Source organism: Rhizobium sp. NFR03 (assembly GCF_900111275.1).
In the GTDB taxonomy this organism is placed as follows: Bacteria; Pseudomonadota; Alphaproteobacteria; order Rhizobiales; family Rhizobiaceae; genus Ferranicluibacter.
In genome coordinates this window covers 532,261-555,169 of sequence record NZ_FOGR01000001.1, presented here as the reverse complement: position 1 = coordinate 555,169, position 22,909 = coordinate 532,261, and the positions used below count along the sequence as shown (strand labels likewise).

Annotated in this window: 20 protein-coding genes; 14 read left to right on the top strand and 6 right to left on the bottom strand. The window is 60.9% G+C overall.

Going from position 1 to position 22,909, the window contains the following annotated elements; translation table 11 throughout:
• Positions 1-218: 218 nt before the first annotated feature.
• From BSG19_RS02505 to BSG19_RS02475, 7 genes are all read left to right on the top strand, one after another.
• Positions 219-1,745, top strand: coding sequence for an aldehyde dehydrogenase (NADP(+)) (locus tag BSG19_RS02505; protein ID WP_092984520.1), 1,527 nt, complete (start codon positions 219-221; stop codon positions 1,743-1,745).
• A gap of 157 nt (positions 1,746-1,902) precedes the next feature.
• Entirely contained in the window at positions 1,903-2,661 is a 759-nt protein-coding gene (locus BSG19_RS02500; protein WP_092985524.1) for a sulfite exporter TauE/SafE family protein, read from the top strand.
• A gap of 66 nt (positions 2,662-2,727) precedes the next feature.
• A complete protein-coding gene (locus tag BSG19_RS02495; protein ID WP_092984518.1) occupies positions 2,728-3,336 on the top strand; it encodes a DedA family protein in 609 nt (202 codons plus the stop codon).
• A 187-nt stretch (positions 3,337-3,523) separates the two neighbouring features.
• A complete protein-coding gene (locus BSG19_RS02490; protein WP_092984516.1) occupies positions 3,524-4,066 on the top strand; it encodes a sigma-70 family RNA polymerase sigma factor in 543 nt (180 codons plus the stop codon).
• Positions 4,063-4,782, top strand: coding sequence for an anti-sigma factor (locus tag BSG19_RS02485; protein ID WP_092984514.1), 720 nt, complete (start codon positions 4,063-4,065; stop codon positions 4,780-4,782). Before BSG19_RS02490 ends, BSG19_RS02485 begins: the two co-directional genes overlap by 4 nt.
• Positions 4,783-4,944: 162 nt before the next feature.
• Positions 4,945-5,502 carry a fasciclin domain-containing protein gene (locus BSG19_RS02480; protein WP_092984512.1) on the top strand — a complete coding sequence of 186 codons (558 nt, stop codon included), beginning with the start codon at positions 4,945-4,947 and terminating at the stop codon, positions 5,500-5,502.
• 271 nt (positions 5,503-5,773) lie between these two features.
• Positions 5,774-5,920 (top strand): DUF1127 domain-containing protein, encoded by a 147-nt coding sequence (locus tag BSG19_RS02475; protein WP_092934545.1) that lies wholly within the window; start codon positions 5,774-5,776, stop codon positions 5,918-5,920.
• 251 nt (positions 5,921-6,171) lie between these two features.
• Here the strand turns inward: BSG19_RS02475 and BSG19_RS02470 are convergent, their stop codons facing one another.
• Entirely contained in the window at positions 6,172-7,503 is a 1,332-nt protein-coding gene (locus tag BSG19_RS02470) for a dicarboxylate/amino acid:cation symporter (protein ID WP_280142381.1), read from the bottom strand.
• Between the two features lie 312 nt (positions 7,504-7,815).
• On the opposite strand from BSG19_RS02470, the gene BSG19_RS02465 reads away from it, so the two are divergent.
• The 3 genes from BSG19_RS02465 to BSG19_RS02455 all read left to right on the top strand — a co-directional run bounded on the left by BSG19_RS02465 (position 7,816) and on the right by BSG19_RS02455 (position 13,906).
• Positions 7,816-9,564 carry a sensor histidine kinase gene (locus BSG19_RS02465; protein WP_244529098.1) on the top strand — a complete coding sequence of 583 codons (1,749 nt, stop codon included), beginning with the start codon at positions 7,816-7,818 and terminating at the stop codon, positions 9,562-9,564.
• Positions 9,561-10,910, top strand: coding sequence for a sigma-54-dependent transcriptional regulator (locus BSG19_RS02460; RefSeq protein WP_092984506.1), 1,350 nt, complete (start codon positions 9,561-9,563; stop codon positions 10,908-10,910). The genes BSG19_RS02465 and BSG19_RS02460 overlap by 4 nt, the downstream gene beginning before the upstream one ends.
• 209 nt (positions 10,911-11,119) lie before the next feature.
• The gene (locus BSG19_RS02455; protein ID WP_092984504.1) at positions 11,120-13,906 is read left to right on the top strand and encodes a bifunctional diguanylate cyclase/phosphodiesterase; all 2,787 of its coding nucleotides are present in this window, start codon (positions 11,120-11,122) and stop codon (positions 13,904-13,906) included.
• Positions 13,907-14,108: 202 nt separating this feature from the next.
• Here BSG19_RS02455 and BSG19_RS02450 read toward each other — a convergent pair whose 3' ends face one another.
• Positions 14,109-15,821, bottom strand: coding sequence for a methyl-accepting chemotaxis protein (locus BSG19_RS02450; protein WP_092984502.1), 1,713 nt, complete (start codon positions 15,819-15,821; stop codon positions 14,109-14,111).
• A gap of 313 nt (positions 15,822-16,134) precedes the next feature.
• Between BSG19_RS02450 and BSG19_RS02445 the strand changes: the two genes are divergently transcribed.
• Both BSG19_RS02445 and BSG19_RS02440 read left to right on the top strand, forming a co-directional pair.
• On the top strand, positions 16,135-16,542 hold the full coding sequence (locus BSG19_RS02445) for a DUF4112 domain-containing protein (RefSeq protein ID WP_092984500.1): 408 nt from the start codon (positions 16,135-16,137) through the stop codon (positions 16,540-16,542).
• Positions 16,543-16,657: 115 nt separating this feature from the next.
• Positions 16,658-16,864, top strand: coding sequence for a hypothetical protein (locus BSG19_RS02440; RefSeq protein ID WP_092984498.1), 207 nt, complete (start codon positions 16,658-16,660; stop codon positions 16,862-16,864).
• Between the two features lie 125 nt (positions 16,865-16,989).
• Here BSG19_RS02440 and BSG19_RS02435 read toward each other — a convergent pair whose 3' ends face one another.
• Complete coding sequence (locus tag BSG19_RS02435) at positions 16,990-17,193, bottom strand: hypothetical protein (RefSeq protein WP_139274706.1); 204 nt, start codon at positions 17,191-17,193, stop codon at positions 16,990-16,992.
• 225 nt (positions 17,194-17,418) lie between these two features.
• Here BSG19_RS02435 and BSG19_RS02430 point away from each other — a divergent pair, with 225 nt between their 5' ends.
• Positions 17,419-18,783 carry a TadE/TadG family type IV pilus assembly protein gene (locus BSG19_RS02430; protein ID WP_092984494.1) on the top strand — a complete coding sequence of 455 codons (1,365 nt, stop codon included), beginning with the start codon at positions 17,419-17,421 and terminating at the stop codon, positions 18,781-18,783.
• Positions 18,784-18,957: 174 nt separating this feature from the next.
• Complete coding sequence (locus BSG19_RS02425) at positions 18,958-20,820, top strand: DEAD/DEAH box helicase (protein ID WP_092984492.1); 1,863 nt, start codon at positions 18,958-18,960, stop codon at positions 20,818-20,820.
• Positions 20,821-20,882: 62 nt separating this feature from the next.
• Here the strand turns inward: BSG19_RS02425 and BSG19_RS02420 are convergent, their stop codons facing one another.
• From BSG19_RS02420 to BSG19_RS02410, 3 genes are all read right to left on the bottom strand, one after another.
• On the bottom strand, positions 20,883-21,557 hold the full coding sequence (locus BSG19_RS02420) for a sulfite oxidase-like oxidoreductase (protein WP_092984490.1): 675 nt from the start codon (positions 21,555-21,557) through the stop codon (positions 20,883-20,885).
• A gap of 75 nt (positions 21,558-21,632) precedes the next feature.
• On the bottom strand, positions 21,633-21,890 hold the full coding sequence (locus tag BSG19_RS02415; protein WP_092984488.1) for a DUF982 domain-containing protein: 258 nt from the start codon (positions 21,888-21,890) through the stop codon (positions 21,633-21,635).
• Between the two features lie 125 nt (positions 21,891-22,015).
• Positions 22,016-22,750, bottom strand: a complete 735-nt coding sequence (locus BSG19_RS02410; RefSeq protein WP_092984486.1) for a GntR family transcriptional regulator — start codon at positions 22,748-22,750, stop codon at positions 22,016-22,018.
• Positions 22,751-22,909: the final 159 nt, after the last annotated feature.

Sequence of the window (22,909 nt, the reverse complement as noted above, 5' to 3'; positions counted from 1 at the left end):
CCGTTTCCCATGCAAGCAGAAATTACATTTCAACCTTAAGCACGTTATGAGTGCATTATCTATTTCTTGGCAAAAGCTGAATTTGCCGGTGTACGCCCGGTAATTCCGCGCCTGCGGTTTAAATCGTCTGCGGCACGCCCTATACAAACCTCCACACGCTGCGGTGCGGTGAATGGCGGCGCCAACCGCTGCCTCATGACAGGACGAAGGAGACGAGCATGACTCTCACAGGCGAACTTCTGATCGGTGCTACGGCGCGGCGCGGACAGGGCGGTGCGATCACCGGCTACGACGCGGCAACGGGTGAGGCGCTGCCCACGATCTTCTCGGGGGCGACGGCTGCCGATGTCGACGAAGCTGCCGCACTCGCCTGGGAGGCATTCGGCATCTATCGCGAGACAGGCCTCGAAGCCCGCGCGGCGTTTCTTGAAGCCATTGCCCGGAACATCCTCGATATCGGTGATAGCCTGATCGAGCGTGCCATGGCCGAATCGGGTCTGCCGCGCGGCCGGCTGGAGGGCGAGCGAGGCCGGACGGTGGGCCAGCTTCGGCTGTTTGCGGCCGAAGTGCGTGCCGGTGATTTCCAGAGCCTGCGTTTCGATGCGCCGGACCCGGAGCGCAAGCCCGCGCCGAAGCCGGATCTGCGTCTGCGCAACATCGCCGTTGGACCCGTCGCCGTGTTCGGCGCGTCGAATTTTCCGCTGGCCTTCTCCGTTGCCGGCGGCGATACGGCCTCTGCCCTTGCGGCCGGCTGCCCGGTCATCGTCAAGGCGCATTCCGCCCATCCAGGCACGTCGGAGCTCGTGGGCCGTGCCGTGCAGAAGGCGGTTACCGATTGCGGCCTGCCGGCTGGAACGTTCTCGCTGGTGTTTGACGAAGACCGTGCCATCGGTCAGGCGCTGGTGGCCGATCACCGCGTCCGCGCCGTCGGTTTCACCGGTTCGCGCGCTGGCGGCACGGCGCTGATGAAGATCGCGGCGGAACGCCCGATGCCGATCCCGGTCTATGCGGAGATGAGCTCTATCAACCCGGTTATTCTTTTCGAACACGCGCTCGCAAACCGTGGTGCTGCGATCGGCAAGGCCTTTGCCGGCTCGCTAACGCTGGGTGCAGGCCAGTTCTGCACAAATCCGGGCCTGATCCTTGCCATCGACGGACCGGGGCTGGACGCTTTCATTGCGGCTGCCGGCGAGGCGCTGAGCGCCATTCCCGCACAGACCATGCTCACAAGCGGCATCTGCAAAGCCTATCTCTCGGGCGTTGCCCGTCTGTCGGGACATGCCGAGGTGAAGACGCTGGCACAGGGTCTGGAAGGTACGCCGACGCAGGGCCGTGCCGCGCTCTTCGAGACGAGCGCGAAAGCCTTTCTCGCCCATCACGAGCTGCAGGACGAAGTCTTTGGCGCCGCCGGTCTCATCATCCGCTGCGCGGATGCTGCCGAACTCGAAGCGGTGATCGACGCGATGGAAGGACAGCTGACGGCGGCGCTTCATATCGACGAGGCGGATCACGAAGCTGCTCGCAAGCTTCTGCCGAAGCTCGAACTCCTGGCCGGACGCCTGCTCGTCAATGGCTTCGGCACGGGTGTCGAGGTTTCCCCGGCAATGGTTCATGGCGGACCATATCCGGCGACTTCTGACGGCCGCACGACCTCCGTCGGTACGCTGGCGATTTATCGCTTCCTGCGCCCGGTGAGCTATCAGGATATGCCGAAGGCACTCTTGCCTGAAGCGCTTGTGCGATAAGTGCCGATGGTCTGCGTTGGCTGGCCCTTGGCGGCCTAAAGACTTGACGACACACCGCCGATCCTGAACAGATCGGCGGGTACGCCGCAGTCACGGGAGGAGCCCAGACTGCGGCATCTTTCTCTTGCGTCAAGGCGGCGTCCGCGCCGGCAATTCCATGATCGAACATACGCCGCTGGTGGTCGCCATCGCCGTTGCCGCTGCTTTTCTCGTCGGCCTGTCCAAGGGTGGACTGCCGATGGTCGGCACCATCTCGGTGCCGCTTCTGGCCCTTGTCATATCGCCGGTAACGGCTGCGGCGTTGTTGCTGCCGATTTATGTCGCGAGCGACATGGTCGGCCTCTATCTCTACCGCAAGGATTTCTCGCGTCGGAACCTCGTGATCCTCACGCCGGCGGCGCTCTTCGGTGTTTTCCTCGGCTGGCTGTTCAGCGCCCACCTCTCCGCTGTGGTCATCGGCGCGCTGGTCGGTCTCGTTGGCGTCCTTTTCTGCCTGAACATCTGGTTCGGCGCGCGCTATCGCAAGACGGCGCGCGAGGCCGATGTGCCGCGCGGGCTTTTCTGGGGAACGCTGACGGGATTGACGAGCTTTGTTTCCCACTCCGGCGCGCCGCCCTACCAGATGTACGTTCTGCCGCAACGTCTGGAAAAGATGACTTTTGCGGGCACGTCCACCATCCTGTTTGCGATCGTGAATGCCGCGAAGATCCTGCCGTACTGGCAGCTGCAGCAGTTTTCCAATTACGACACGTCGCTGGTTCTCTGGCTGGCGCCTGCCGCCATTATCGGCACGGTCGCGGGCCGGCGGCTGACACTCGTCATCCCCGATGGCCTGTTCTTCCAGATCGTGCAGATCACGTTGATGCTACTGTCGATCAAACTTATTGCCGATTACGTGATGACGCTCCTTGCATGAGCCCCTTCCTTTCGCGTTGCGGTATCATCACATTGGCAGCTGAATCATCCTGCCATTCGAGGACCCATGGAAGCTATTGTTGAAAGCCTGATGCAGATGTTCGGCCCCTGGGGCATCGCGCTTCTCATGTTCCTGGAACACATCTTCCCGCCGATCCCCTCGGAACTCATCATGCCGCTCGCCGGCTATCGCGCTTCGCAGGGTGATATGTCCATCGTGACCGTCATCGTTGCGGGCAGTGTCGGTTCGCTGCTCGGCGTCATGCCCTGGTACTATGCCGGACGAAAGCTCGGGGAGGCCCGGATGAAGCGTCTGGCCGCGCGGCATGGGCGTTGGCTGACGCTGACAGAGCAGGATGTGGACGCGGCGAGCCGCCGGTTTCGGGAGAAGGGGGCAACCGCCATCCTTGTCGGCCGGCTCATTCCGACAATCCGCACGCTGATCTCCGTGCCAGCCGGCATCGCGCGCATGCCGCTTTCCACCTTCACCATCTTCTCGCTGATCGGGACGGTGGCCTGGACCTCGGGGCTGGCGATGGCCGGCTATCTGCTCGGTCAGGCCTATGATGTCGTCTCCGCCTATGTCGATCCGGTGTCTACCGGCATTTTCGTGCTGATCGTGCTTTTCTACGGCTACCGCGTCGCGACCTTCAAGCCGCAGCGCAGCGACGCCTAGTGTCCGCCGCATCGTCGCGTTCAGAAAGTGCTGCGAACGCGCCTGAACGTGAATTGCTCTCGTCTGTCACTGGACACTGAAATAAGGCGCTATATCTTGCGCCGCATGTGGAGGAGCGGCCAGAAGGCCGGTTCGTCGTCCGAAGCCGTCGCTCGACCGCGGCTTCTCTCGTGAGAAAGGCGGCTTCGTGCCAAGTCTTGATATCGCCGGACTGATTGCAAAGGTCGCCATGGGCGATCGCGCGGCGCTGGCCTCCCTCTATTCCGCCGTCTCCCCGAAACTCTTTGCCATCTGCCTGCGTATCCTCAAGGATAGAACAGATGCCGAGGATGCTCTTCAGGATGTCTTCGTCAAAATCTGGCAGCGTGCAGACCGGTACGCGGCAACAGGCGTCAATCCGAACGGCTGGCTTGCCGCAATTGCGCGCAACCAGGCGATCGATATGATCCGTGCGCGCCGGCCGGTGGCCGACACGATTGGCGAAGAGGGGCTTGAGATTGTTGACGGCAGTCCGGATCCGGAGGCTGTCTCGATCGGCCTTGGCGAAGGGCGGCGGATTGACCGTTGCATGAGCGAACTTCCACCGGAGCGGGCCGATGCTGTGCGGAACGCCTATGTGGAGGGATTGAGTTATCAGGAGTTGGCGGAACGCTATAGCGTGCCGCTGAACACGATGCGAACCTGGCTGCGCCGCAGCCTGCTGAAACTGAAAGAGTGCCTGGAGCGATGACCGAGTTGGATGATAGCGACAGAGACCGATCCCGCGACGAGGTGCTTGCCGCCGAGTATGCCGTGGGCGTGCTGTCCTTCGCCGACCGGAAGCGATTGGAAGCCCGAATTGAGCGTGAGCCGGCCTTTGCCCTGCTTGTCGCGCAGTGGGAAGATCGCCTGAGCCCTTTGGAACTGGCGGCAGAAGAGGTGCCTCCGCGCACGGTCTATCCGAAGATCGAGGCGAGGCTGTTTGGCTCTCCTGTCACCGCTCGCGGGATGCGCACGGGTTGGTGGAACTCGGTAGCGCTCTGGCGCAGTGTCGCTTTCGCCTCGCTAGCGGCAGTCGTCGTCATGGCTGCATTGCAGCAAGGCCTGTTTGGAAGCGCAAAGCCGCCTGCGCCTCTCGTTGCTTCGATGACGGGTGAGGGCTCTCCGCTGGCGCTGCATGCATCCTACGATGCGGCAAGTGGACGGATCGCGGTAACACCGATTGCGGCAAATGCCGGACAGCCGCGCTCGCTTGAATTGTGGATGGTCCCGGGCGGTGATGCCGCCCCCGTGCCACTCGGCGTTCTGCCGCAGGATGGTCGCGGCGTTATCGAGGTCCCCGCAGCGCTCCGAGCACACCTTGCCGACGGCATGACGCTCGCCGTCAGCGTCGAGCCTCCTGGCGGATCACCGACAGGCCTGCCGACAGGTCCTGTCATCGCAGCAGGGCAGGCACGCTATCCCTGATCGGGATATGCTCGACACGATCCGACACTTTTTTCGGCCGGGGCTCTCTCCGGCCGAAACTCTTTCTTCTGCTGCCTCGTCTCCTGTCTGTCACCCGAGACGTGACGCCCCGAAAGGCGCTGCCGCGCCGGGCAGATAAACGAACAGGAAGAGGAACCACCCATGTTGACGTCCGCACTCCGTACCATCGCCTTTGCGACACTCGTTTCCGCCACCGCCGTCTCCGCTTATGCCGCCAATCCCAAGGTCGGTGGCGCCGCAATGTTTGAAGACAAGAACATTGTCGAGAATGCCGCAAACTCGAAGGACCACACGACACTGGTCGCCGCCGTCAAGGCTGCTGGTCTGGTCGAGACCCTGCAGGGCAAGGGCCCATTCACGGTCTTCGCACCAACAAACGAAGCTTTCGAAGCATTGCCGAAGGGCACCGTGGAAACGCTTCTGAAGCCCGAGAACAAGGCACAGCTGACCAAGGTTCTGACCTGCCACGTTGTTGCTGCCGATGCTATGTCCACGGCAATCGCCAAGATGATCAAGGACGATGGCGGCGAACATGACGTGAAGACCGTCGGCGGTTGCGTGCTGAAGGCCAAGGAAGCCGGCGGCAAGATCACGCTGACCGATGAGACGGGTGGCGTGGCCCATGTCACCATCGCCGACGTGAAGCAGTCGAACGGCGTGATCCACGTTATCGACAAGGTTCTCTTGCCGAAGATGTAAGCCTCAAGATCTAGAGATTTGAAAAGCCGGCCGTTTCGAATGAAGCGGCCGGCTTTTCTGTAGGTTCGTGCCATGTGTTCCTGAAGGGGCGAACCGATTGAATGTTGAAGAGCCGTGCGATCGACGCATGGGTGGCCTGAGGGCTTCGCGCTGGTGGGTCGGCCTGTGCAGGCGTATAAAACGGTCAGCAAACAGCAACGGGGTCAGGCACTCGGGAACATCCAGACGGTGTTTCGGCAAAGCCCCCTGAAGACCTTGGAAAGGGAACATCATGAACGTAGCACGCTCTTTCAGCACATGGCGCAAATACCGTCAGACGGTCAACGAACTCGGCCGTATGACGACCCGCGAACTCAACGATCTCGGCATTGCTCGCAGCGACATCCGTACCGTTGCCCGTTCGGCTGCCGCTCTCTGATTGATCCGGAATGCCTGCCGCCGGCATCTGCCGGATGGCCCCACCAAACGCCCGCGCCTTGTCGCGGGCGTTTCGCGTTCTGGCGTAACGCGAGCCAGCATGACCCGGTGGCGTAAGCGGCAGAGGCATCTTGATTTTACGAACGAAAACCCCCGCTCGTGGCGGGGGTTTCTGCCTTGGGAGGCGGCACCACGGCAATGCCGGGGCCAAGTGGCACCGGACGCACGGAGGCATCCGGTGCAAGTCGAGCTTTATTCCGCGGCCTGAAGGGCGGGTGCTGGTTCGACCAGCGGCGGTGCGTTACCGGCAAGAGCTGCGGCGAGCTGGTCCTTGTCCAGCTCGTTTTCCCAACGGGCGACGACGACGGTTGCGACCGCGTTACCGATGAAGTTGGTCAGAGCGCGGCATTCCGACATGAAGCGGTCGATGCCGAGGATCAGCGCCATGCCGGCAACGGGGACAGATGGAACGACCGAAAGTGTGGCGGCGAGCGTGATGAAACCGGCACCGGTAATGCCCGCGGCACCCTTGGACGACAGCATTGCCACCAGCAGCAGCAGGATTTGGTCACCATAGCCAAGCGGCGTATCGGTTGCCTGGGCGATGAACAGGGCGGCAAGCGTCATGTAGATGTTCGTGCCATCAAGGTTGAACGAGTAGCCCGTGGGGATGACGAGGCCGACGACCGAGCGCTTGCAACCGGCACGTTCCATCTTGGCCATCAGGCCAGGAAGTGCGGCTTCCGAAGACGATGTGCCGAGGACCAGCAGCAGCTCTTCCTTGAGGTAGCGGATGAGCGCCACAATAGAAAAGCCGTTGTAGCGGGCGACCGCGCCAAGGACGATGAAGACGAAGATTGCCGCTGTCAGGTAGAAGGTGCCGATCAGGAAAGCGAGATTGGCGATCGAGCCGATACCGTATTTGCCGATGGTGAAGGCCATGGCGCCGAACGCACCGATGGGTGCGGCCTTCATCAGGATGGCCACGAGGCGGAACATGGGGGCGGTGACGGCATTCAGGAAGTCCGTAACCGGACGGCCCTTGTCGCCGACCATGCCGAGCGCGATGCCGAACAAAACGGAGAAGAACAGGACCTGCAGGATGTCGCCGTCCGCGAAGGCGCCGACGATGGTCTGCGGGATGATGTTCATCAGGAAGCCGACAATGCTCGCCTCATGCGCCTTCGTCGTATAGGTCTCGACGGCTGTCGCATCGAGCGAAGCAGCGCTGATGTGCATGCCGGCGCCCGGCTGTACAATGTTGGCGACCACAAGACCGACGGCCAGCGCCAGCGTCGAGAATGTCAGGAAGTACAGCATTGCCTTGCCGGCAACGCGGCCGACCTTCTTCAGGTCGGACATGCCGGCAATGCCGGTGGTGACGGTGAGGAAGATGACAGGCGCGATGATCATCTTGACCAGCTTGATGAAGGCATCACCAAGAGGTTTCAGCTGTGTTCCGAGCTGCGGATAGAAGTGACCCAGCAGGATACCCGCGATAATCGCGGTCATGACCTGGAAATAAAGGTGCCGGTAGAAAGGCAGCTTCGATTGAGGTGCCATGGGTTCTGGTATTGCGTGCATGTTGTCCTCCTTGCGTCCCCCGCCACATGGCTCTCCCGGGACTGTTCCTACTCGTTGACGAGTTTGCAAAGGACGTGCCAGTTTTCAGCCTCCTGCTAGGCTCTTGTTTTTCCTTGAAATGGCATGTGGATTGGCGGCATGTGCATGCAGATTATGCGGATTTCCGCACTGGATGAATTGCGATTTGTCTGGATTTATGCACAGTAAGACATGCAACATCGCCTCCAGATCCAGCCGGCATCCTCACATCGCGAACGCGTTCTCCCGTGGGTCGTCCTGGGGATGTTCGTTCTCTGCGGACTGGCGGTCGCCATGTCGGCCGGGTCCTATCTCGGGCGGGAAGATGCATTGCAGACGCTGGAAGCGCAGGCCCGCACGGATGCCAGTCTGAAGGTTGCACACCTGCGCGCTGTTCTGGAGCGGCCGCGTGCCTTGCCGATGCTGCTGTCCCGGGATCGTCAGCTTGCCGATACGCTGGAGCGGCCCGATCCACAGCGTCGTCTGAGCCTCGATCAGAAACTGGAAGAGATCGTCGCCGATACGAACGCAGCCGTCATCTATGTGATCGGCCGGGACGGGATTGCGATCGCGTCGAGCAACTGGCAGGAGCCGACGAGTTTCGTGGGCAACGACTACACGTTTCGTGCATATTTCACCAAGGCCATGGCTGGTGGAACGGCCGAGCACTTCGCGCTCGGGTCGGTGAGCAAGCGCCCGGGTCTGTATATTTCGCAGCGGATCGAGGGCGCTTCCGGCCCTCTCGGTGTCGTGGTGGCCAAGATGGAATTCGACCAGATCGAGACAGACTGGCGGATGGCCGGTCGGCCGACGTTCGTGACCGATCAGAACGGCGTGGTGCTGATCACCAGCATTCCTTCCTGGCGGTTCATGGCGATGACGCCACTCGCCGCTGATAGTCTCGAAGCGATCCGGACCAGTCTTCAGTTTGGCGATGCGCCGCTGACACCGGTGCCGATTTCGCTGATCGAGCCGATGTCGCAGGGTGTCGAACGGGTGAGCGCCGTCATGCCCGGGGAACCACAGAGAGATTTTCTTCGCCTGGCCATCGCCGTGCCCTCGACAGGCTGGAGCCTTGATTATCTCGTTGAGACGGACGCCGCCGTCGCGGCCTCCGTTCAGAGCCGCCGTTTGCAGGGTCTTGCGCTCGTCCTGCCGCTTGCCGCACTCGCTGCATTTCTGCTGGCTCGTCGCCAGCAGGCCATCGGCCGACTGGCGCGAGAACTCGCCGCGCGTGAGGAACTCGAGCGGCGCGTGCGCGAGCGCACCGAAGCCCTGACGTCGGCGCGTGACAGGCTGGAAGACGAGATCGCCGGCCACCGTGCAACGGAAACGAAGCTTCAGGGCGTGCAACAGGAACTTGTCCATGCCAACCGGCTTGCTATTCTCGGTCAGGTCGCAGCGGGCGTTGCGCACGAGATCAATCAGCCGCTCGCTACCATTCGCGCCTATGCCGACAATGCCCGCGTGTTTCTTACGCGCGCACAGCCGGGTCCTGTGGATGAGAATCTGGAGAGCATCGCTGCCCTGACGGATCGCATCGGCACCATCACCGACGAGTTGAAGACGTTTTCGCGCAAGGGCCGGGCCCCGAGCGGGCCGGTGTCCGTCCGTACCATGGTGGAAAGTGCGGTCATGTTGCTGAAAAGCCGTTTCGCCGGTCAGCTCGATGCGCTCCAGATAGCCCTGCCGGACGACGATCTTCACGTTCTCGGGGATCGTGTGCGGCTGGAGCAGGTACTGATCAACCTTCTGCAGAACGCGCTGGAGGCCTTGTCGGGTCGTAGCGACGCACGGGTCGATGTCAGGGTCGAGACAGTGGACGACGATGTTCTCCTGCATGTCCGCGACAACGGTCCGGGCATATCTCCCGCCATCATGAGCGCGCTTTTTACGCCGTTCAACACCTCCAAGGAGCGGGGCCTGGGGCTCGGCCTCGTCATCTCGCGGGACATTCTTGCGGACTATGGCGGGCGCATCGCCGTCGAGAGCTCTGATGGCGGAGCACATTTCACCATTCATCTGAAAAGGGCGCAGGCATGAGCGACGTCAACGTTCTCCTTGTCGATGACGACCGTGATCTTCTGAAGGCAACCCGCCAGACGCTGGAACTGGGCGGCTTCACCGTTACCGCCGTCTCTTCCGCACTCGATGCGCTGGCGCTGCTGGATCCACGCTTTCCCGGCGTTGTCGTCACGGATATCCGCATGCCGCTGATCGACGGTCTGGAGCTATTCGACCGCATTCGCCGCATCGATCCCGACATCCCTGTCATCCTGATGACCGGGCACGGGGATATCCCGATGGCGGTCAAGGCCATCCGGGATGGCGCCTATGATTTCCTCCCAAAGCCGTTTCCGACCGACCGGCTGGTGCAGGGCGTCATGCATGCCGGGGAGAAACGCCGGCTTGTGCTGGAAAACCGGGCGCTGCGCGATGCGGCGGAGGAGACGCGGGACGGCGGTCTGCTGATCGGGCAGACGCCGGCCATGGAGCGCCTGCGCGAGACGATCCGTCAGATCGCCAATACGGATGTGGACGTGCTGATGACGGGAGAAACGGGAAGCGGCAAGGAGGTGGTGGCGACGCTGCTACACCGCTGGAGCCAGCGGGCGAAGGGTCATTTCGTTGCGCTGAACTGCGGTGCGCTGCCGGAACAGGTCATCGAGAGCGAGCTTTTCGGACACGAACCCGGCGCCTTTACCGGCGCGCAGAAGAAGCGCGTGGGTCGGATCGAACATTCGAGCGGGGGTACCCTGTTTCTCGATGAGATCGAGAGCATGGCGCCATCGACGCAAGTGCAGATGCTGCGCGTACTGGAAATGCGCGAGGTCACCCCGCTCGGAACCAACGAGGTGCGCCCGGTCGATCTGCGGGTCGTGGCGGCGACGAAGGTGGATCTTGCAGATCCGCGGTCGCGCGGTGATTTTCGAGAGGATCTCTATTACCGGCTGAACGTGGTGACACTGTCGATCCCGCCATTGCGCGAGCGCCGTGACGATATCCCGCTGCTGTTCTCGACCTTTGCCGCTCGGGCAGCGTCGCGCTTCAGGCGCGATGTGCCCGTCATGACCGACGCTGTTCGTCGCCATCTGGTCGAGCACGATTGGCCCGGCAATGTTCGCGAACTCACCCATTTTGCCGAGCGGACGGTGCTGGGCTTCTTACCGGAGGGAACGTCCCCGAATGTGCCGGATGTGTCGGACGCGGGAGGTGGCACATTGCCGCAGCGGATGGACCGGATCGAGGCGGAGATCATCCGCACGGCCCTTCGCGAGGCCGAGGGAGACGTGCAGCGGACCATCGACGCGCTCGGCATTCCCCGGAAGACCTTCTACGACAAGCTGCAACGGTACGGGATCGTACGCAGCGTATTCGCCCGGAAGTAGTCATGCCCTAAAAATGGGAGACGTTAATCCGGCTTGAAGGTTTGCGCAGCTAGTGTGTGCGGGGAGACCGGGCGGGTCGCTGTTGTCGCGGCTTTCTAAGGGTGTCCTTACCTTTACCTTCACGCAGACAGCCGTCTGGATGCCTGCATATCTTTATATCCGATCCACGCACCCTTGCCGGTTGCGGCGGTTCGCCATGAGGCGTGCCTATGCTCAGAGTTCTCTCGTGCATTGCAACGGAGCATGATCTGCGTCTGGTTGTTTTTGCCGGTTTTCTGTGTCTCGTTTCCTGTGCTGCGGCTATGATGCTGCTACAGCGTGCGCATCGCGCGCATGGATATGCACGGTGGATCTGGCTTGCCAGCGCAGGAACGTCCGGCGGCTTTGGTATCTGGGCGACGCATTTCGTCGCGATGCTCGCTTATGAGGCTTCGCTGGTTCTCGGTTACGAGCCATCGCGAACGCTGCTGTCGCTTGCGATCTCGGTGACGACGACGTTCCTTGCCGTCGCGGTCGCGTCTTCGCTGACCGGTCGTCTGGCCTTCGTCATGGCCGGCATCCTCTTCGGTCTCGGTGTTTCCACGATGCATTTCGTTGGCATGACGGCGATCGAGTTTCCCGGCAAAATCCATTGGGATGTCAATCTCGTCTGGAGCGCGGTTCTTCTTGCCGTCCTGTTTTCGGTTCCCGGATTTGCGTCCGTGAGACCTGGACGCAAGGGAATAAAACGGCTTGGCTCTGGGGCAAGCCTCCTGACGCTCGGCATCGTCTCCATGCATTTTACCTCCATGGGCGGCGTGATCATGACGCCGGTGGCCGACTCGCCGCTGCCATCGAACCTGTTGTCACCGGCCCTCATGGTCATCGTGATTGCCACGACCGCCTTGTCGCTGCTGTTCTCCGTGCTTGCGGCCGCGCTCTTCGCGAGCCGGTCCGAGAACGCGACCATGGCCATGAACACCCGGTTTCGGCATCTCGTTCAGGGCGTCAGCGACTACGCGATCTACCTGCTCGATCCCTCTGGCCGGGTGACGAACTGGAACGTCGGCGCGCAGCGCATGAAGGGTTACGCCGACCGGGAAATCGTAGGCAAGAGCTTCTCCATCTTCTATTCCGCGGAAGAGAGAGCGGACGGCGCACCGGCGCATGCTCTGCAGACAGCACTGACAACGGGGAAATTCGAGACGGAAGGTTGGCGCTATCGCAAGGATGGCTCGGCATTCTGGGCATCGGTCGTGATCGATCCGATCTATGACGAGCATCATGAGCATATCGGCTTTGCCAAGATCACCCGCGATTGTACCGAAGCCAAGGACAGTGCGGCACGTCTTCTCGATGTCACCAAAAACCTTTCCATCGCGCTCAACACCATGGGGCACGGGATTGCGCTTTTCGACGCGAACGAGCGCCTGATCCTGCACAACGAACTTTTCCGGGAGATCATCGAGTTTCCGCGTTCTCTCGATATCGTCGGCCAGAGCTTTCACTCGCTCTGCTACGAGCGCTTCAAGACCGACCAGACCGGATCCTATGATGCAGACGGGCTGTACGAGCAGCACCGGGCCCTGTTCACAGCGCCCGGAGGTGGCGAGACGGCGCGCGAGGTGTCCAGCGGACGCACGATCCGGACAGTTCACCGGCCGACGGGCGACGGCTCCTTCGTCACGACGCTTGAAGACATCACCGCCCGGGTGAATGCCGAACAGAAGATTCAGCACCTTGCCCGGCATGATGCCTTGACGGGGCTTGCCAACCGGCACCAGTTCGCGGAACGGCTGGATGCCGCAATCACGAATGTTGCCGGGTCGGAGAAGGTTGCGGCCATCTGCATCGATCTCGACGAGTTCAAGGAGATCAACGACCGCTACGGCCATGCGATGGGCGACAAGGTGCTCTACGCGCTTGCCAGCCGGATGCAGAAACTGGTCGGCGAAAGCGAGGCTGTCGGGCGCTTCGGCGGAGATGAATTCGTCGCGTTCAAGCGTTTCGTGCAGGAGAAGGATCTCGAGGATTTTATCGGCCGGCTTTTCCGGGCATTGACCGAACGCATTGTCATTGACGGGACGGAAATCCTGCCCGGTGCCAGCATCGGTGTGTCGGTCTATCCCTCGGACGCTGGGGATCGCGAAAAACTTCTGAACAATGCCGACATGGCGATGTATCGCTCCAAGGCGCAGCCGGAGCAGCGCATCAGCTTCTACGAGGCGGCGATGGACGAGGCTGCGCGCGAACGCCGTGCTATCGGCCGTGATCTCGGTGTTGCCCTTGAGGAGAAGCAGTTCTTCCTCGTCTATCAGGTGCAGAAGTCCGCGCGGACACGGCAGACGACCGGATACGAAGTCCTGCTGCGCTGGCGGCATCCGCAGCGCGGGTTGATCTCACCGGCCACCTTCATCCCGATTGCGGAAGAGTGCGGTCTGATCTCCACGATCGGCGACTGGGTGCTCGAGGAGGCCTGTCGCGAGGCCGTCGCATGGGGTCTCGATCACAGGATCGCGGTCAACCTGTCGCCGCTGCAACTCGGGGATGTCGGGCTTGTGGAGAGGGTTCGCTCCGTGCTGCTGCGGACCGGCCTTCCATCATCGCGGCTGGAACTGGAGGTCACCGAAAGCGCCATCATCGGCGACAAGGGCAGGGCGCTCCACATCCTGCGCCAGATCCGCGCGATGGGCGTGATGATCGCGATCGACGATTTCGGAACAGGATACTCCTCGCTGGAAACGCTGAGGGCGTTCCCCTTCGACAAGATCAAGCTCGACCGGAGTTTCGTCAACGAACTCGATGGTCGTCAGTCCAAGGCATTCATCCGGGCCATCGTTGCGCTTGGCAAGAGCCTCGATGTGACGATCCTTGCCGAAGGCGCAGAAACGGAAGAACAGTTCCAGGTTCTGCTCGCCGAGGGATGCGACGAGGTGCAAGGCTTTCTGTTCGGCCGCCCTTGTCTCATCCAGGATCTTCAAGCTGTGTTGCCCGACCTTCCGGCGCTGACAGCCTGAGGTCCGGGCGTTCTCCAGTCCTGCTCTTCCGGCTCTGAGCCGTAATCCGCTGTCTCGTGTCTATCCGGTTAGACGACGATCGTCGTCTCACTGATCGAAGATGATGATGAACCTGACAAACACCTTCCTCTGGAATGCGCAATCCGCAACGCAAAAAGCCCGGCTGCTGAGACCGGGCCTTTTTGTCATCGCGGCTTGAAGCTCAGGCCGTCTTGCGGAGAATGAGAGCTTCATCCTGGCGCAGTCGCTGGGCACTGCCGGGTTCGCGGATCCCGTGGCTTCGGTTGAGCTGGAACCGGCATACGAGATCGGCGAGCGTAGCCGCGCCTTGAGCCAGCGTGTGGCTCAGTTCCGTCGTGCGCGCGACGATCGTCGCGTTCTGTTGCGTCATGTTGTCGAGGCTGTTGACCGACGCACTGATCTCGCCAAGACCGGTGGTCTGTTCGGATGCGGCGGCGGCGATGGCGTCGATGTTCTCGTTGATCGAGGCGACGAAGACCTCGATTTCCGTCAGCGCTCGACCGGTATCGCCGACGAGGCGGACGCCTTCAACGACCTCTCGGGAGGCGTTCGAGATCAGGTCCTTGATTTCCTTGGCGGCCCGCGCGGAGCGTTGGGCAAGTTCGCGGACTTCCTGTGCCACCACGGCAAAGCCGCGGCCGGCTTCGCCAGCGCGGGCCGCCTCCACGCCCGCGTTCAACGCCAGCAGATTTGTTTGGAACGCGATTTCATCGATGACGCCGATGATGTGACCGATGGAGGACGAGGCGGTCTCGATGCGCTGCATGGCGGCAACGGTGTCACCAACGACGGTCACGGAGTGTCCGGCTTGTTCCTTTGCCTGTTTCACAAGATTGCGCGTGTCGTGCACGCGCTCGTTCGACTGACGCACCGTGATGGTGATCTGTTCCAACGCGGCGGATGTTTCCTCGAGCGCGGCGGCCTGTTCGCGGGCGCGTTGCGCCAGAATATCGGATGCCTCGTGCATCGTTTGGCTATGTCCATTCAGGTTTTCCGTCTGCCCGAGGACATTGACCAGTGTCTGCTGGAAGCCGCCGATCGACATATTGAAGTCGTTCCGCAGCTGCTCGAACTCCTGCGTGAAGGGACGGTCGAGCGTCTGGCTGATATTCGCATGTGCGAGGCGTCCAAGACCTGCCCCGAGTTCCTCGATAGCGCGGACGCGTTCGGTCATGTCGGTCGCGAACTTCACGACCTTCATGACCCGGCCATTCTCATCCATGATCGGATTATAGGTCGCCTGAATATGCACCCGCCGCCCTCCTTTGCCGAAGCGGAGGAACTGGTCGGTCACGAATGCGCCACCGGCGAGCTGTTCCCAGAACGTCTTGTAGGCGGCGGACTGAACATAGGAAGGCTCGCAGAACATGGCGTGATGCTGGCCCACGATCTCTTCCAGCCGATACCCCAACACAGACAAAAAGTTCTCGTTCGCTGAAACGATTCGACCGTCAGGCGTGAACTCGATGACGGCCTGAGCACGCGAGAGCGCTTCCAGCTTGCCATTGTCACTCAGGCTCTTGATCTTCGACGCGGTTATATCCGTTGCGAACTTCACGACCTTGACCGGCCGCTTGCCTTTGAAGATGGGATTGTAGGAAGCCTCGATCCAGATTTCGCGACCGCCTTTGCCGAGACGCTTGTACTGCGCCTGCTGGAACTTGCCTTTGGCAAGCTCCTGCCAGAAAGCCGCGTAAGCCGGTGAGCGTGCTTCCTCCGGCATGACGAACATGCTGTGATGCCGCCCGACAATCTCGCTGGACTCATAGCCGATGGCCCGGCAGAAGTTCGCGTTCGCTCGGAGAACCTTTCCCGTGAGGTCGAATTCTATGATGGCTTGCGACTGGTCGAGGGCTCGCAGGACCGCACTATCGGACGAAGAGAAGAGAGACATCGAGGCTGCTCGCTTTTTTAGACGATTTTAATATTTCCGGGAAAATAGGGTGGCAGCTCTAAATTATTCTTTAAGTACAGTCGGATCCGTACGCAATCAGACGGGAATTTTGCCGTCGCAGCAACAGCGCAGTTTTCTACATCTCCAGATGATTTCAGGTTGCAGCGATGTGCATCGTGCGTTGCGGAGATGGAGTTTGCAGCCCCAAAGCCACCATTGAGGCATCCCTGTCGCGAAACTGTCTCTCTAAACCTTGTTTCGAGCGAGCAAGCACTCCACATCTCAAGTAACACGAACACAGGAGTGGGTAGTGATGGCGTCGACAGCGTATAGAGCCGACTTTGCCGAGGCGGCCGGTGACATCGGTCGTGCGGATCAGTTGCGCCGTCTGCGCCGGCTTGCCAAGCTTGCACGCTTCATGGATACCGCAGTCGGCATTCCGGGAACGAGGTTTCGTTTCGGTGCCGACGCATTGCTCGGTATCGTCCCGATATTTGGTGATGCAACGGGTGCTATCATCGGTCTTGCCATCGTCAACGAGGGGCGGCGGCTTGGTCTTCCCAAGCGCAAGATAGCACGGATGCTTTACAATCTCGGCTTGGATGCAACGATCGGCGCCGTTCCGCTGGTGGGCGATGCGTTCGACATCTTTTTCAAGGCGCACAAGCGGAACATCCGGGTCATCATGGATCATTTCGCGCTGACCGAGAACGATCTTTGACGGAGGGAAGTCCTTCGCACCGGTGACGTTTACCGACATAATACAAACAAAAAATGGAACCAGTTTTGATCTGGTTCCATTTCAGGGAGTCTTGAAAATAACAGGAGAAGAGATCATGTCCATGCAGAAGCCAGCCACCGCGGTTGCTGAACCGAATGTCGTGACGGCGCAGGAAGCGCTGGAGCCGCTTTTCGTGAAGCTGGAAGTCGAGGCAGATGCGCGCCTGATCCGGGCTGCCGTCGGTGCTGGCTGGACAGCCGAGGAAGCCGTGGCGGCAATTGACGACCTGCGCCGACAGGACGTAGAGCCCTCCCGACATTGAGGGCCGGTGTTGTGCACAAAGCAGGACGTCAGCTGCATCAGTATGTTATGTGAAACAGGCCGGAAGAATTTCCGGCCTTTCCATTTGAGTTACAGCCCGCCAAAGCCGGGCATGATATCCTTACATCAGTGCTGGGTATCGGACTGCGGTTCCGAATAATCCCAGTTCTCGCGGGCGAACTGGACGGCTGCAGCTTCGGCGCTTTCCTTCGTGTTGAAGCGCTCCGCAAGCACATGGCTTCGGTTGCGGCACTGGAGCAGGACTGTTCCGCTTCGGAAGTCGTACTGCACTCTCAGATGATCCGGCGTTTCCATCATCATTCCTCCCATAGGCTTCGGCGACTCCTCATCGCATATCTAGATGTAAGCCATGGACTCGCCGGCGCAAGGAAACTTAACCGTAAACTTATTCACGGTTTCATGATCTCGTCGATCATTGCAGACTTCGTGAGGACGTTCCGATTTCGTTTACTGCTCTGTTTTACCGTAAATTTAAATTAGCGACCTATGTTATGCCCCGGGCGCCGAGAGATGTGTGCTCCTGAGGCCGTCATCATGTTCAAGCGCTTTCTCGTTGATCGTTCGGGCAATCTTGCCATTATCGGAGCTCTTTCGCTCATTCCGGTGCTCGGTACGGCCGGGCTCGCGCTCGACGTGGCACATGCGATCAAGGTCAAGACCAAACTTCAGGGAGCGGCGGATGCTGCAGTGATCGGTTCCGTCACGGACAAATCGGCCGGCGTCGCCGAGGCGATGGCCATGGTGACGGACGGCGCCGTGAGAGTGAGCGAGAGCGAAGCGCGCAGCATCTTCAATGCGCAGATGGTGGAAGCGAATGCAATCCAGTTGCCGGGAGAGGCCTCCGAGCCGGACCCGAACAACATTGAAACGGCGACGAGAACCTTCAATGTCAGCGTCATGAAGTCCGGCCGCGACATCAACGTGTCAGCGACCTATTCGACGTTGGTGCCGACCACATTCTTGAAAATCTTCGGCAAAGATTCCATCAAGGTAGAAGGTGTCGCAAAGGCGACCTTTCAGTCGAACTCCTTCATGGATTTCTACATGCTGCTCGACAACACGCCGTCGATGGGTGTCGGTGCCACGCCCGCGGATGTCGATAGCCTGATTAAAGCAACGAAGCGCGTGTCGGATCCCGGCTCCCGCAATTGCGCTTTCGCCTGCCACATCGTTGCCGAGAACGGGGACGTCGACAAGACCAGCAATTATTTCGTGGCTCGCAAGGTCGGCGCCACCATCCGCATCGATGTCGTCGCGAAGGCCGTGGCGGCCCTGACGACGGAGGCCGAGCGGGCCGAGACCTATACGAACCAGTACCGGATGGCCGCCTACACATTCGGACAGAAGGCGGAGGAGGCCAAGCTCTTTAGCGTTTCCAAGCTCACCGACGACTTGAAGGACATACAGACGAAGTCGGAAACCATCTCGCTGATGAGCATTCCGTATCAGGGGTATAATGACGACCAGATCACCAGTTTCGACAAGGCGCTGACGCAGATCAACAGCGAAATCCCTGACCCCGGCGATGGTTCTACCGCTGCCAAGGCGGAAAAGGTTCTGTACTTTGTTGCCGATGGCGTTGGCGACAGCTACAAACCTCGTGACTGCACCAAACGAGTGACGGGTGGCCGTTGTCAGGAGCCGATCGACGTCAGCTACTGCAAGACGATCAAGGATCGCGGCATCAAGATTGCCGTGCTCTATACGACCTATCTGCCGTTGCCGACGAACGACTGGTACAATGAGTGGATCAAGCCGTTTCAGTCGGAAATCGGTACGCGGATGCAGGCTTGCGCGTCTCCGGGCCTTTATTTTGAGGTGAGCCCGGCGCAGGGTATCGAGTCGGCGATGAAGGCGCTGTTCGTCAAGATCATTCGCAGTCCGCGCCTGACCGGCTGACCGGAGCCTTCCCCTGAAAGCACCGAGCCGATCCGTCTCGCGGCGCTCCCCTGTACATTTGCTGCTTAAGGGATTAAGAGATCGCTATGGTATGGGCCGCAGCGTGCGGTCCTCAAGGCATGTGCGCATTATTTCGTGCACGCTGCACGGTTCGAACTTCCGAGAGACAGACATATGACAGAATTCGCAGGGGTCGTTCCGGCGATCGCCGAGGCGTTGACCAAACGCGGCTATTCCACCCTGACACCGGTCCAGACCGCCGTCATCGAAGCGGAAATGTCGGGTCGCGACGCGCTCGTCTCCGCCCAGACCGGCTCCGGCAAGACCGTTGCCTTCGGGCTCGCGCTTGCCTCGACGCTGCTGGATGGCGCAGACCGGTTCGGCCCGGCTAACAAGCCGCTGGCTGTTGCCGTCGCCCCCACCCGCGAGCTGGCTCTGCAGGTTCAGCGCGAGCTTGAGTGGCTCTATGAGATGACTGGCGCGGTCATCGCTGCTTCCGTTGGGGGCATGGACATTCGCACCGAGCGGCGCGCGCTCGATCGTGGCGCACATATCGTGGTGGGTACGCCTGGGCGTCTGTGCGACCATGTTCGTCGCGGTGCGCTCGATCTGTCCGCCTGCAAGGCCATCGTTCTCGACGAGGCCGACGAGATGCTCGATCTGGGCTTCCGCGAGGATCTGGAATTTTTGCTGGAAACGGCACCGGCCGATCGCCGCACGCTGATGTTCTCGGCCACCGTACCGAAGTCTATCGCGACGCTTGCCAAGAACTACCAGCGCGATGCGCTGCGGATCTCGACGCAAGCCGAGGCGAAGCAGCATCTCGACATCGACTATCGCGCGCTCGTCGTCGTTCCCTCCGACCGGGAGAACGCCATCATCAACGTGCTGCGCTACTACGAGGCAAAGAACGCGCTGGTGTTCTGCTCCACCCGTGCTGCCGTCAACCATCTGACGGCGCGGTTCAACAATCGCGGCTTCTCCGTCGTCGCCCTTTCGGGCGAACTCAGCCAGAGCGAGCGGACGCATGCGCTTCAGGCCATGCGCGACGGTCGCGCACGCGTCTGCATCGCGACGGATGTCGCCGCGCGCGGTATCGATCTCCCGAACCTTGAACTCGTCATTCACGCCGACCTGCCGACCAACCCGGAAACGCTGCTGCACCGCAGCGGCCGTACCGGCCGGGCAGGGCGCAAGGGCGTCAGCGCGATCATCGTTACCTCGAACGCTCGCCGCAAGGCCGAGCGGCTGCTGCGCGATGCGCGGATCGAAGCCGTCTGGGCCAAGCCCCCGTCGGCCGACGAGGTCTCGCAGAAGGACGACGAGCGCATTCTCTCGGATGCCGCGCTCAACGATCCGATCCGCGAAGACGAAGCAGCCTTCGTGCAGCAGGTTCTTTCCGGCTTCAGCGCCGAGCAGGTTGCCGCCGCCTTCGTGCGTCTGGCGCGTGCCGGCCGTTCCGCGCCGGAAGATATCATCGACACGCCTGCGTTTCAGCCATCGGGCGCATCATCCAGCGATCGCGGTCCCCGGCCGGAACGGTCCGAACCGCGTGCCCCGCGTGGTGATTTTGGCGATGCCGTCTGGTTCTCCATCTCGGCCGGCCGCAAGCAGAATGTCGAACCCCGCTGGCTGATCCCGATGCTTTGCCGCATCGGTCGCATCACCAAGCAGGAAATCGGCGCCATCAAGATGATGCCGGAGAACACATTCGTCGAGATCGCGCGCGAGTTCTCCGACAGCTTCGTGGAGGCGCTGGGACCCAAGCGCATGCTCGAAAAGGGCATCACCGTGACCCAGCTCGACAGCGCGCCGGATCTGTCTGCCGCACCGCGCAAGCCGTTCGTCCGCAAAGACAACGCCACGCCATCCGACAGCAAGCCGCGCTGGAAGGAAGGCGGCGAGAATGCCGACCGGCCCGATAGCAAGCCGTGGGCGAAGAAGGCGGCAAAGCCCGGCTTCTCGAAGTCCGGTCCGCGACCGACGGACGATGGCGGCAAGCCTGCCAAGAAGCCTTTCAAGAAAAAGGCCTACTGATCAGAAAAGGCTCCGGCGGTATCGCCGGAGCCTTTTTCTTTTGACCGATAGAGAAGCGTTCCTCAATCGTCGGAGTAGCGCTGCTCCCGCCACGGGTCGCCCACCATATGGTACCCGTTCTTCTCCCAGAAACCGGCACGATCGCCGATCATGAATTCGATTTTGGTCAGCCACTTCGCGCTCTTCCAGAGATAGAGATGTGGCACGATGAGGCGGGCAGGGGCTCCGTGCTCGCGTGTCAGCGGCTGACCCTCCCAGTCGGTTGCCACCAGCGCATGCTCGCTTGCGAAGTCGGCGATCGGCAGGTTGGTTGTATAGCCGTCATAGCTCGTCAGCATGACATAGGTCGCCTCTGGCTTCGGCATGACCAGGTCCAGCAGGTCATGCGTGGAAACACCCTTCCAGCGGTTGTCATAGCGCGACCAGGTGGTGACGCAGTGGATGTCCGATACGAACGTGCTCTGCGGGAGAGCTTTCAGTTGCGCCCAGTCGAGCGTCAGCGGCTGTTCGACCGCACCTTTCAGGCTCAAAGACCAGCTTGACGTCTCGATGATCGGATGTTGGCCGAGGTCGAGAACGGGCCAGTTCTTCACAAGATGCTGCCCGGGTGGCAGGCGGTCGGTTTCCGAGCGCGAGACCTGACCGGTCAGGAACTTTCCTTCCTCCGCCCAGCGGCGCTTCGAGCGCGTGAGCTTCGTGTCGTCGGATGGGTCTTCCGGTGAATTCATGTCCGACATGGCGTGCTCCTGACCGCGCTTTCGAAGCCTCTATCGTCGTCCGTCACGAATGCATTCGTCAAGCAATACGTCCGATCAGGCGGGTTCTCTCGGCTTTGCCAGGATGCCGGCTTCTCGGGCTGCCGCCATGAAGGATGCCTGTGCCTTGCGCGGGCTGAGGATACCGTCAAGGGCATCCATGCAGTGCTGTAGCGCGATGCGATACGCCCTGCCGGAGCGTCCGGCAGGCCAGCCACGCAGGCATTCGAGTGCATCCCAGGCGGACGCGACAATGAACTCCTGGCTTTGCTGGAGAATGATCCGGACCGGCTTCGGGAAGTGCTTGTAACTCATACTCGCCTCGCATGCTGTCTGTCTTGCGCGTGCAAAACGTCTTGCAAGGGGTTTGGTTCCGTTCACCGTTAACAAAAAAATTTAAGCAGAATCAGTGAGTTGTGAAGAGTAATGCCATTCCCGTCTTAAGGGAGGAGAACGTCGCGAAGCTCGTTGGCACGGCGCACGCGCAGGTCGAGATCCGCCTCGATATGGTGGATATGGTGAACCATCAAGCGGCTGGCGCGATCCATCTGGCCGGCCTCGATGGCATCGACGATCTCGGTATGTTCGTTGTGACCGCAACTGGAAACCGTGGATTGTCCATAGAGCGATATGACGAGCGAAGAGCGGGCGATCAACTCGTCCATGAAGCGCTGCATGACCGCATTTCCGGTCATGGCGGCGATCATCAGGTGGAAATCGCCGGAAGCCTTGATCTCGGCCCGACGGGCGCTCTGTCCCCTCTCGTTCATCAGGCGGCCTTCATCGACCAGCTGCTCACGAAGCTGTCGAAAATGGGACGGCGTCATGTGGCGTGCCGCTTCCATCAGAATGCCGGGCTCGATAATGCGGCGCGTTGCGAAAATCTGGCGTGCTTCTTCCGGCGACGGGTTGGCCACGAAAGCACCGCGATTGCGCTCGACGGTGACGAGGCCTTCATGTGCCAGAGCCTGTAGAGCGCCGCGAACCAGCGTTCGGCTGACATTGAACAAGGCCCCGACATCCGTCTCGGTCAGCTTCGTACCCGGCAGGAGGCGACGATCGACGATCGCGTCGCGGATGGCATCACGAATGGCGCGCTGGTTTCCCTCGGCGCCGGTATTATCAGCGTCAGGTCTGGCGATCACGGATTCCGGCTTCGTCTGACGATTGTTCATGGTCGTCGAATCTAATCCAAATGATCTTCCGACAGAAGGCAAATTCGTATTCAGACGCGAGGCATATTGTATACGATCTGGCGGATAATTTTGCACAATAGGTCAGAAAATAGGCAATTTCTCGTGTGTACCAGGCATCGTACCGGATTGATCAACACG

Coding starts and splice junctions, on each gene's coding strand:
- BSG19_RS02440 (WP_092984498.1), top strand. CDS start 16,658: ATGTCCATGCAGAAGCCAGCCACCGCGGTTGCTGAACCGAATGTCGTG.
- BSG19_RS02430 (WP_092984494.1), top strand. CDS start 17,419: ATGTTCAAGCGCTTTCTCGTTGATCGTTCGGGCAATCTTGCCATTATC.
- BSG19_RS02470 (WP_280142381.1), bottom strand. CDS start 7,503: ATGCACGCAATACCAGAACCCATGGCACCTCAATCGAAGCTGCCTTTC.
- BSG19_RS02420 (WP_092984490.1), bottom strand. CDS start 21,557: ATGTCGGACATGAATTCACCGGAAGACCCATCCGACGACACGAAGCTC.
- BSG19_RS02455 (WP_092984504.1), top strand. CDS start 11,120: ATGCTCAGAGTTCTCTCGTGCATTGCAACGGAGCATGATCTGCGTCTG.
- BSG19_RS02480 (WP_092984512.1), top strand. CDS start 4,945: ATGTTGACGTCCGCACTCCGTACCATCGCCTTTGCGACACTCGTTTCC.
- BSG19_RS02460 (WP_092984506.1), top strand. CDS start 9,561: ATGAGCGACGTCAACGTTCTCCTTGTCGATGACGACCGTGATCTTCTG.
- BSG19_RS02415 (WP_092984488.1), bottom strand. CDS start 21,890: ATGAGTTACAAGCACTTCCCGAAGCCGGTCCGGATCATTCTCCAGCAA.
- BSG19_RS02435 (WP_139274706.1), bottom strand. CDS start 17,193: ATGGGAGGAATGATGATGGAAACGCCGGATCATCTGAGAGTGCAGTAC.
- BSG19_RS02450 (WP_092984502.1), bottom strand. CDS start 15,821: ATGTCTCTCTTCTCTTCGTCCGATAGTGCGGTCCTGCGAGCCCTCGAC.
- BSG19_RS02475 (WP_092934545.1), top strand. CDS start 5,774: ATGAACGTAGCACGCTCTTTCAGCACATGGCGCAAATACCGTCAGACG.
- BSG19_RS02485 (WP_092984514.1), top strand. CDS start 4,063: ATGACCGAGTTGGATGATAGCGACAGAGACCGATCCCGCGACGAGGTG.
- BSG19_RS02465 (WP_244529098.1), top strand. CDS start 7,816: ATGTCGGCCGGGTCCTATCTCGGGCGGGAAGATGCATTGCAGACGCTG.
- BSG19_RS02495 (WP_092984518.1), top strand. CDS start 2,728: ATGGAAGCTATTGTTGAAAGCCTGATGCAGATGTTCGGCCCCTGGGGC.
- BSG19_RS02505 (WP_092984520.1), top strand. CDS start 219: ATGACTCTCACAGGCGAACTTCTGATCGGTGCTACGGCGCGGCGCGGA.
- BSG19_RS02500 (WP_092985524.1), top strand. CDS start 1,903: ATGATCGAACATACGCCGCTGGTGGTCGCCATCGCCGTTGCCGCTGCT.
- BSG19_RS02425 (WP_092984492.1), top strand. CDS start 18,958: ATGACAGAATTCGCAGGGGTCGTTCCGGCGATCGCCGAGGCGTTGACC.
- BSG19_RS02445 (WP_092984500.1), top strand. CDS start 16,135: ATGGCGTCGACAGCGTATAGAGCCGACTTTGCCGAGGCGGCCGGTGAC.
- BSG19_RS02410 (WP_092984486.1), bottom strand. CDS start 22,750: ATGAACAATCGTCAGACGAAGCCGGAATCCGTGATCGCCAGACCTGAC.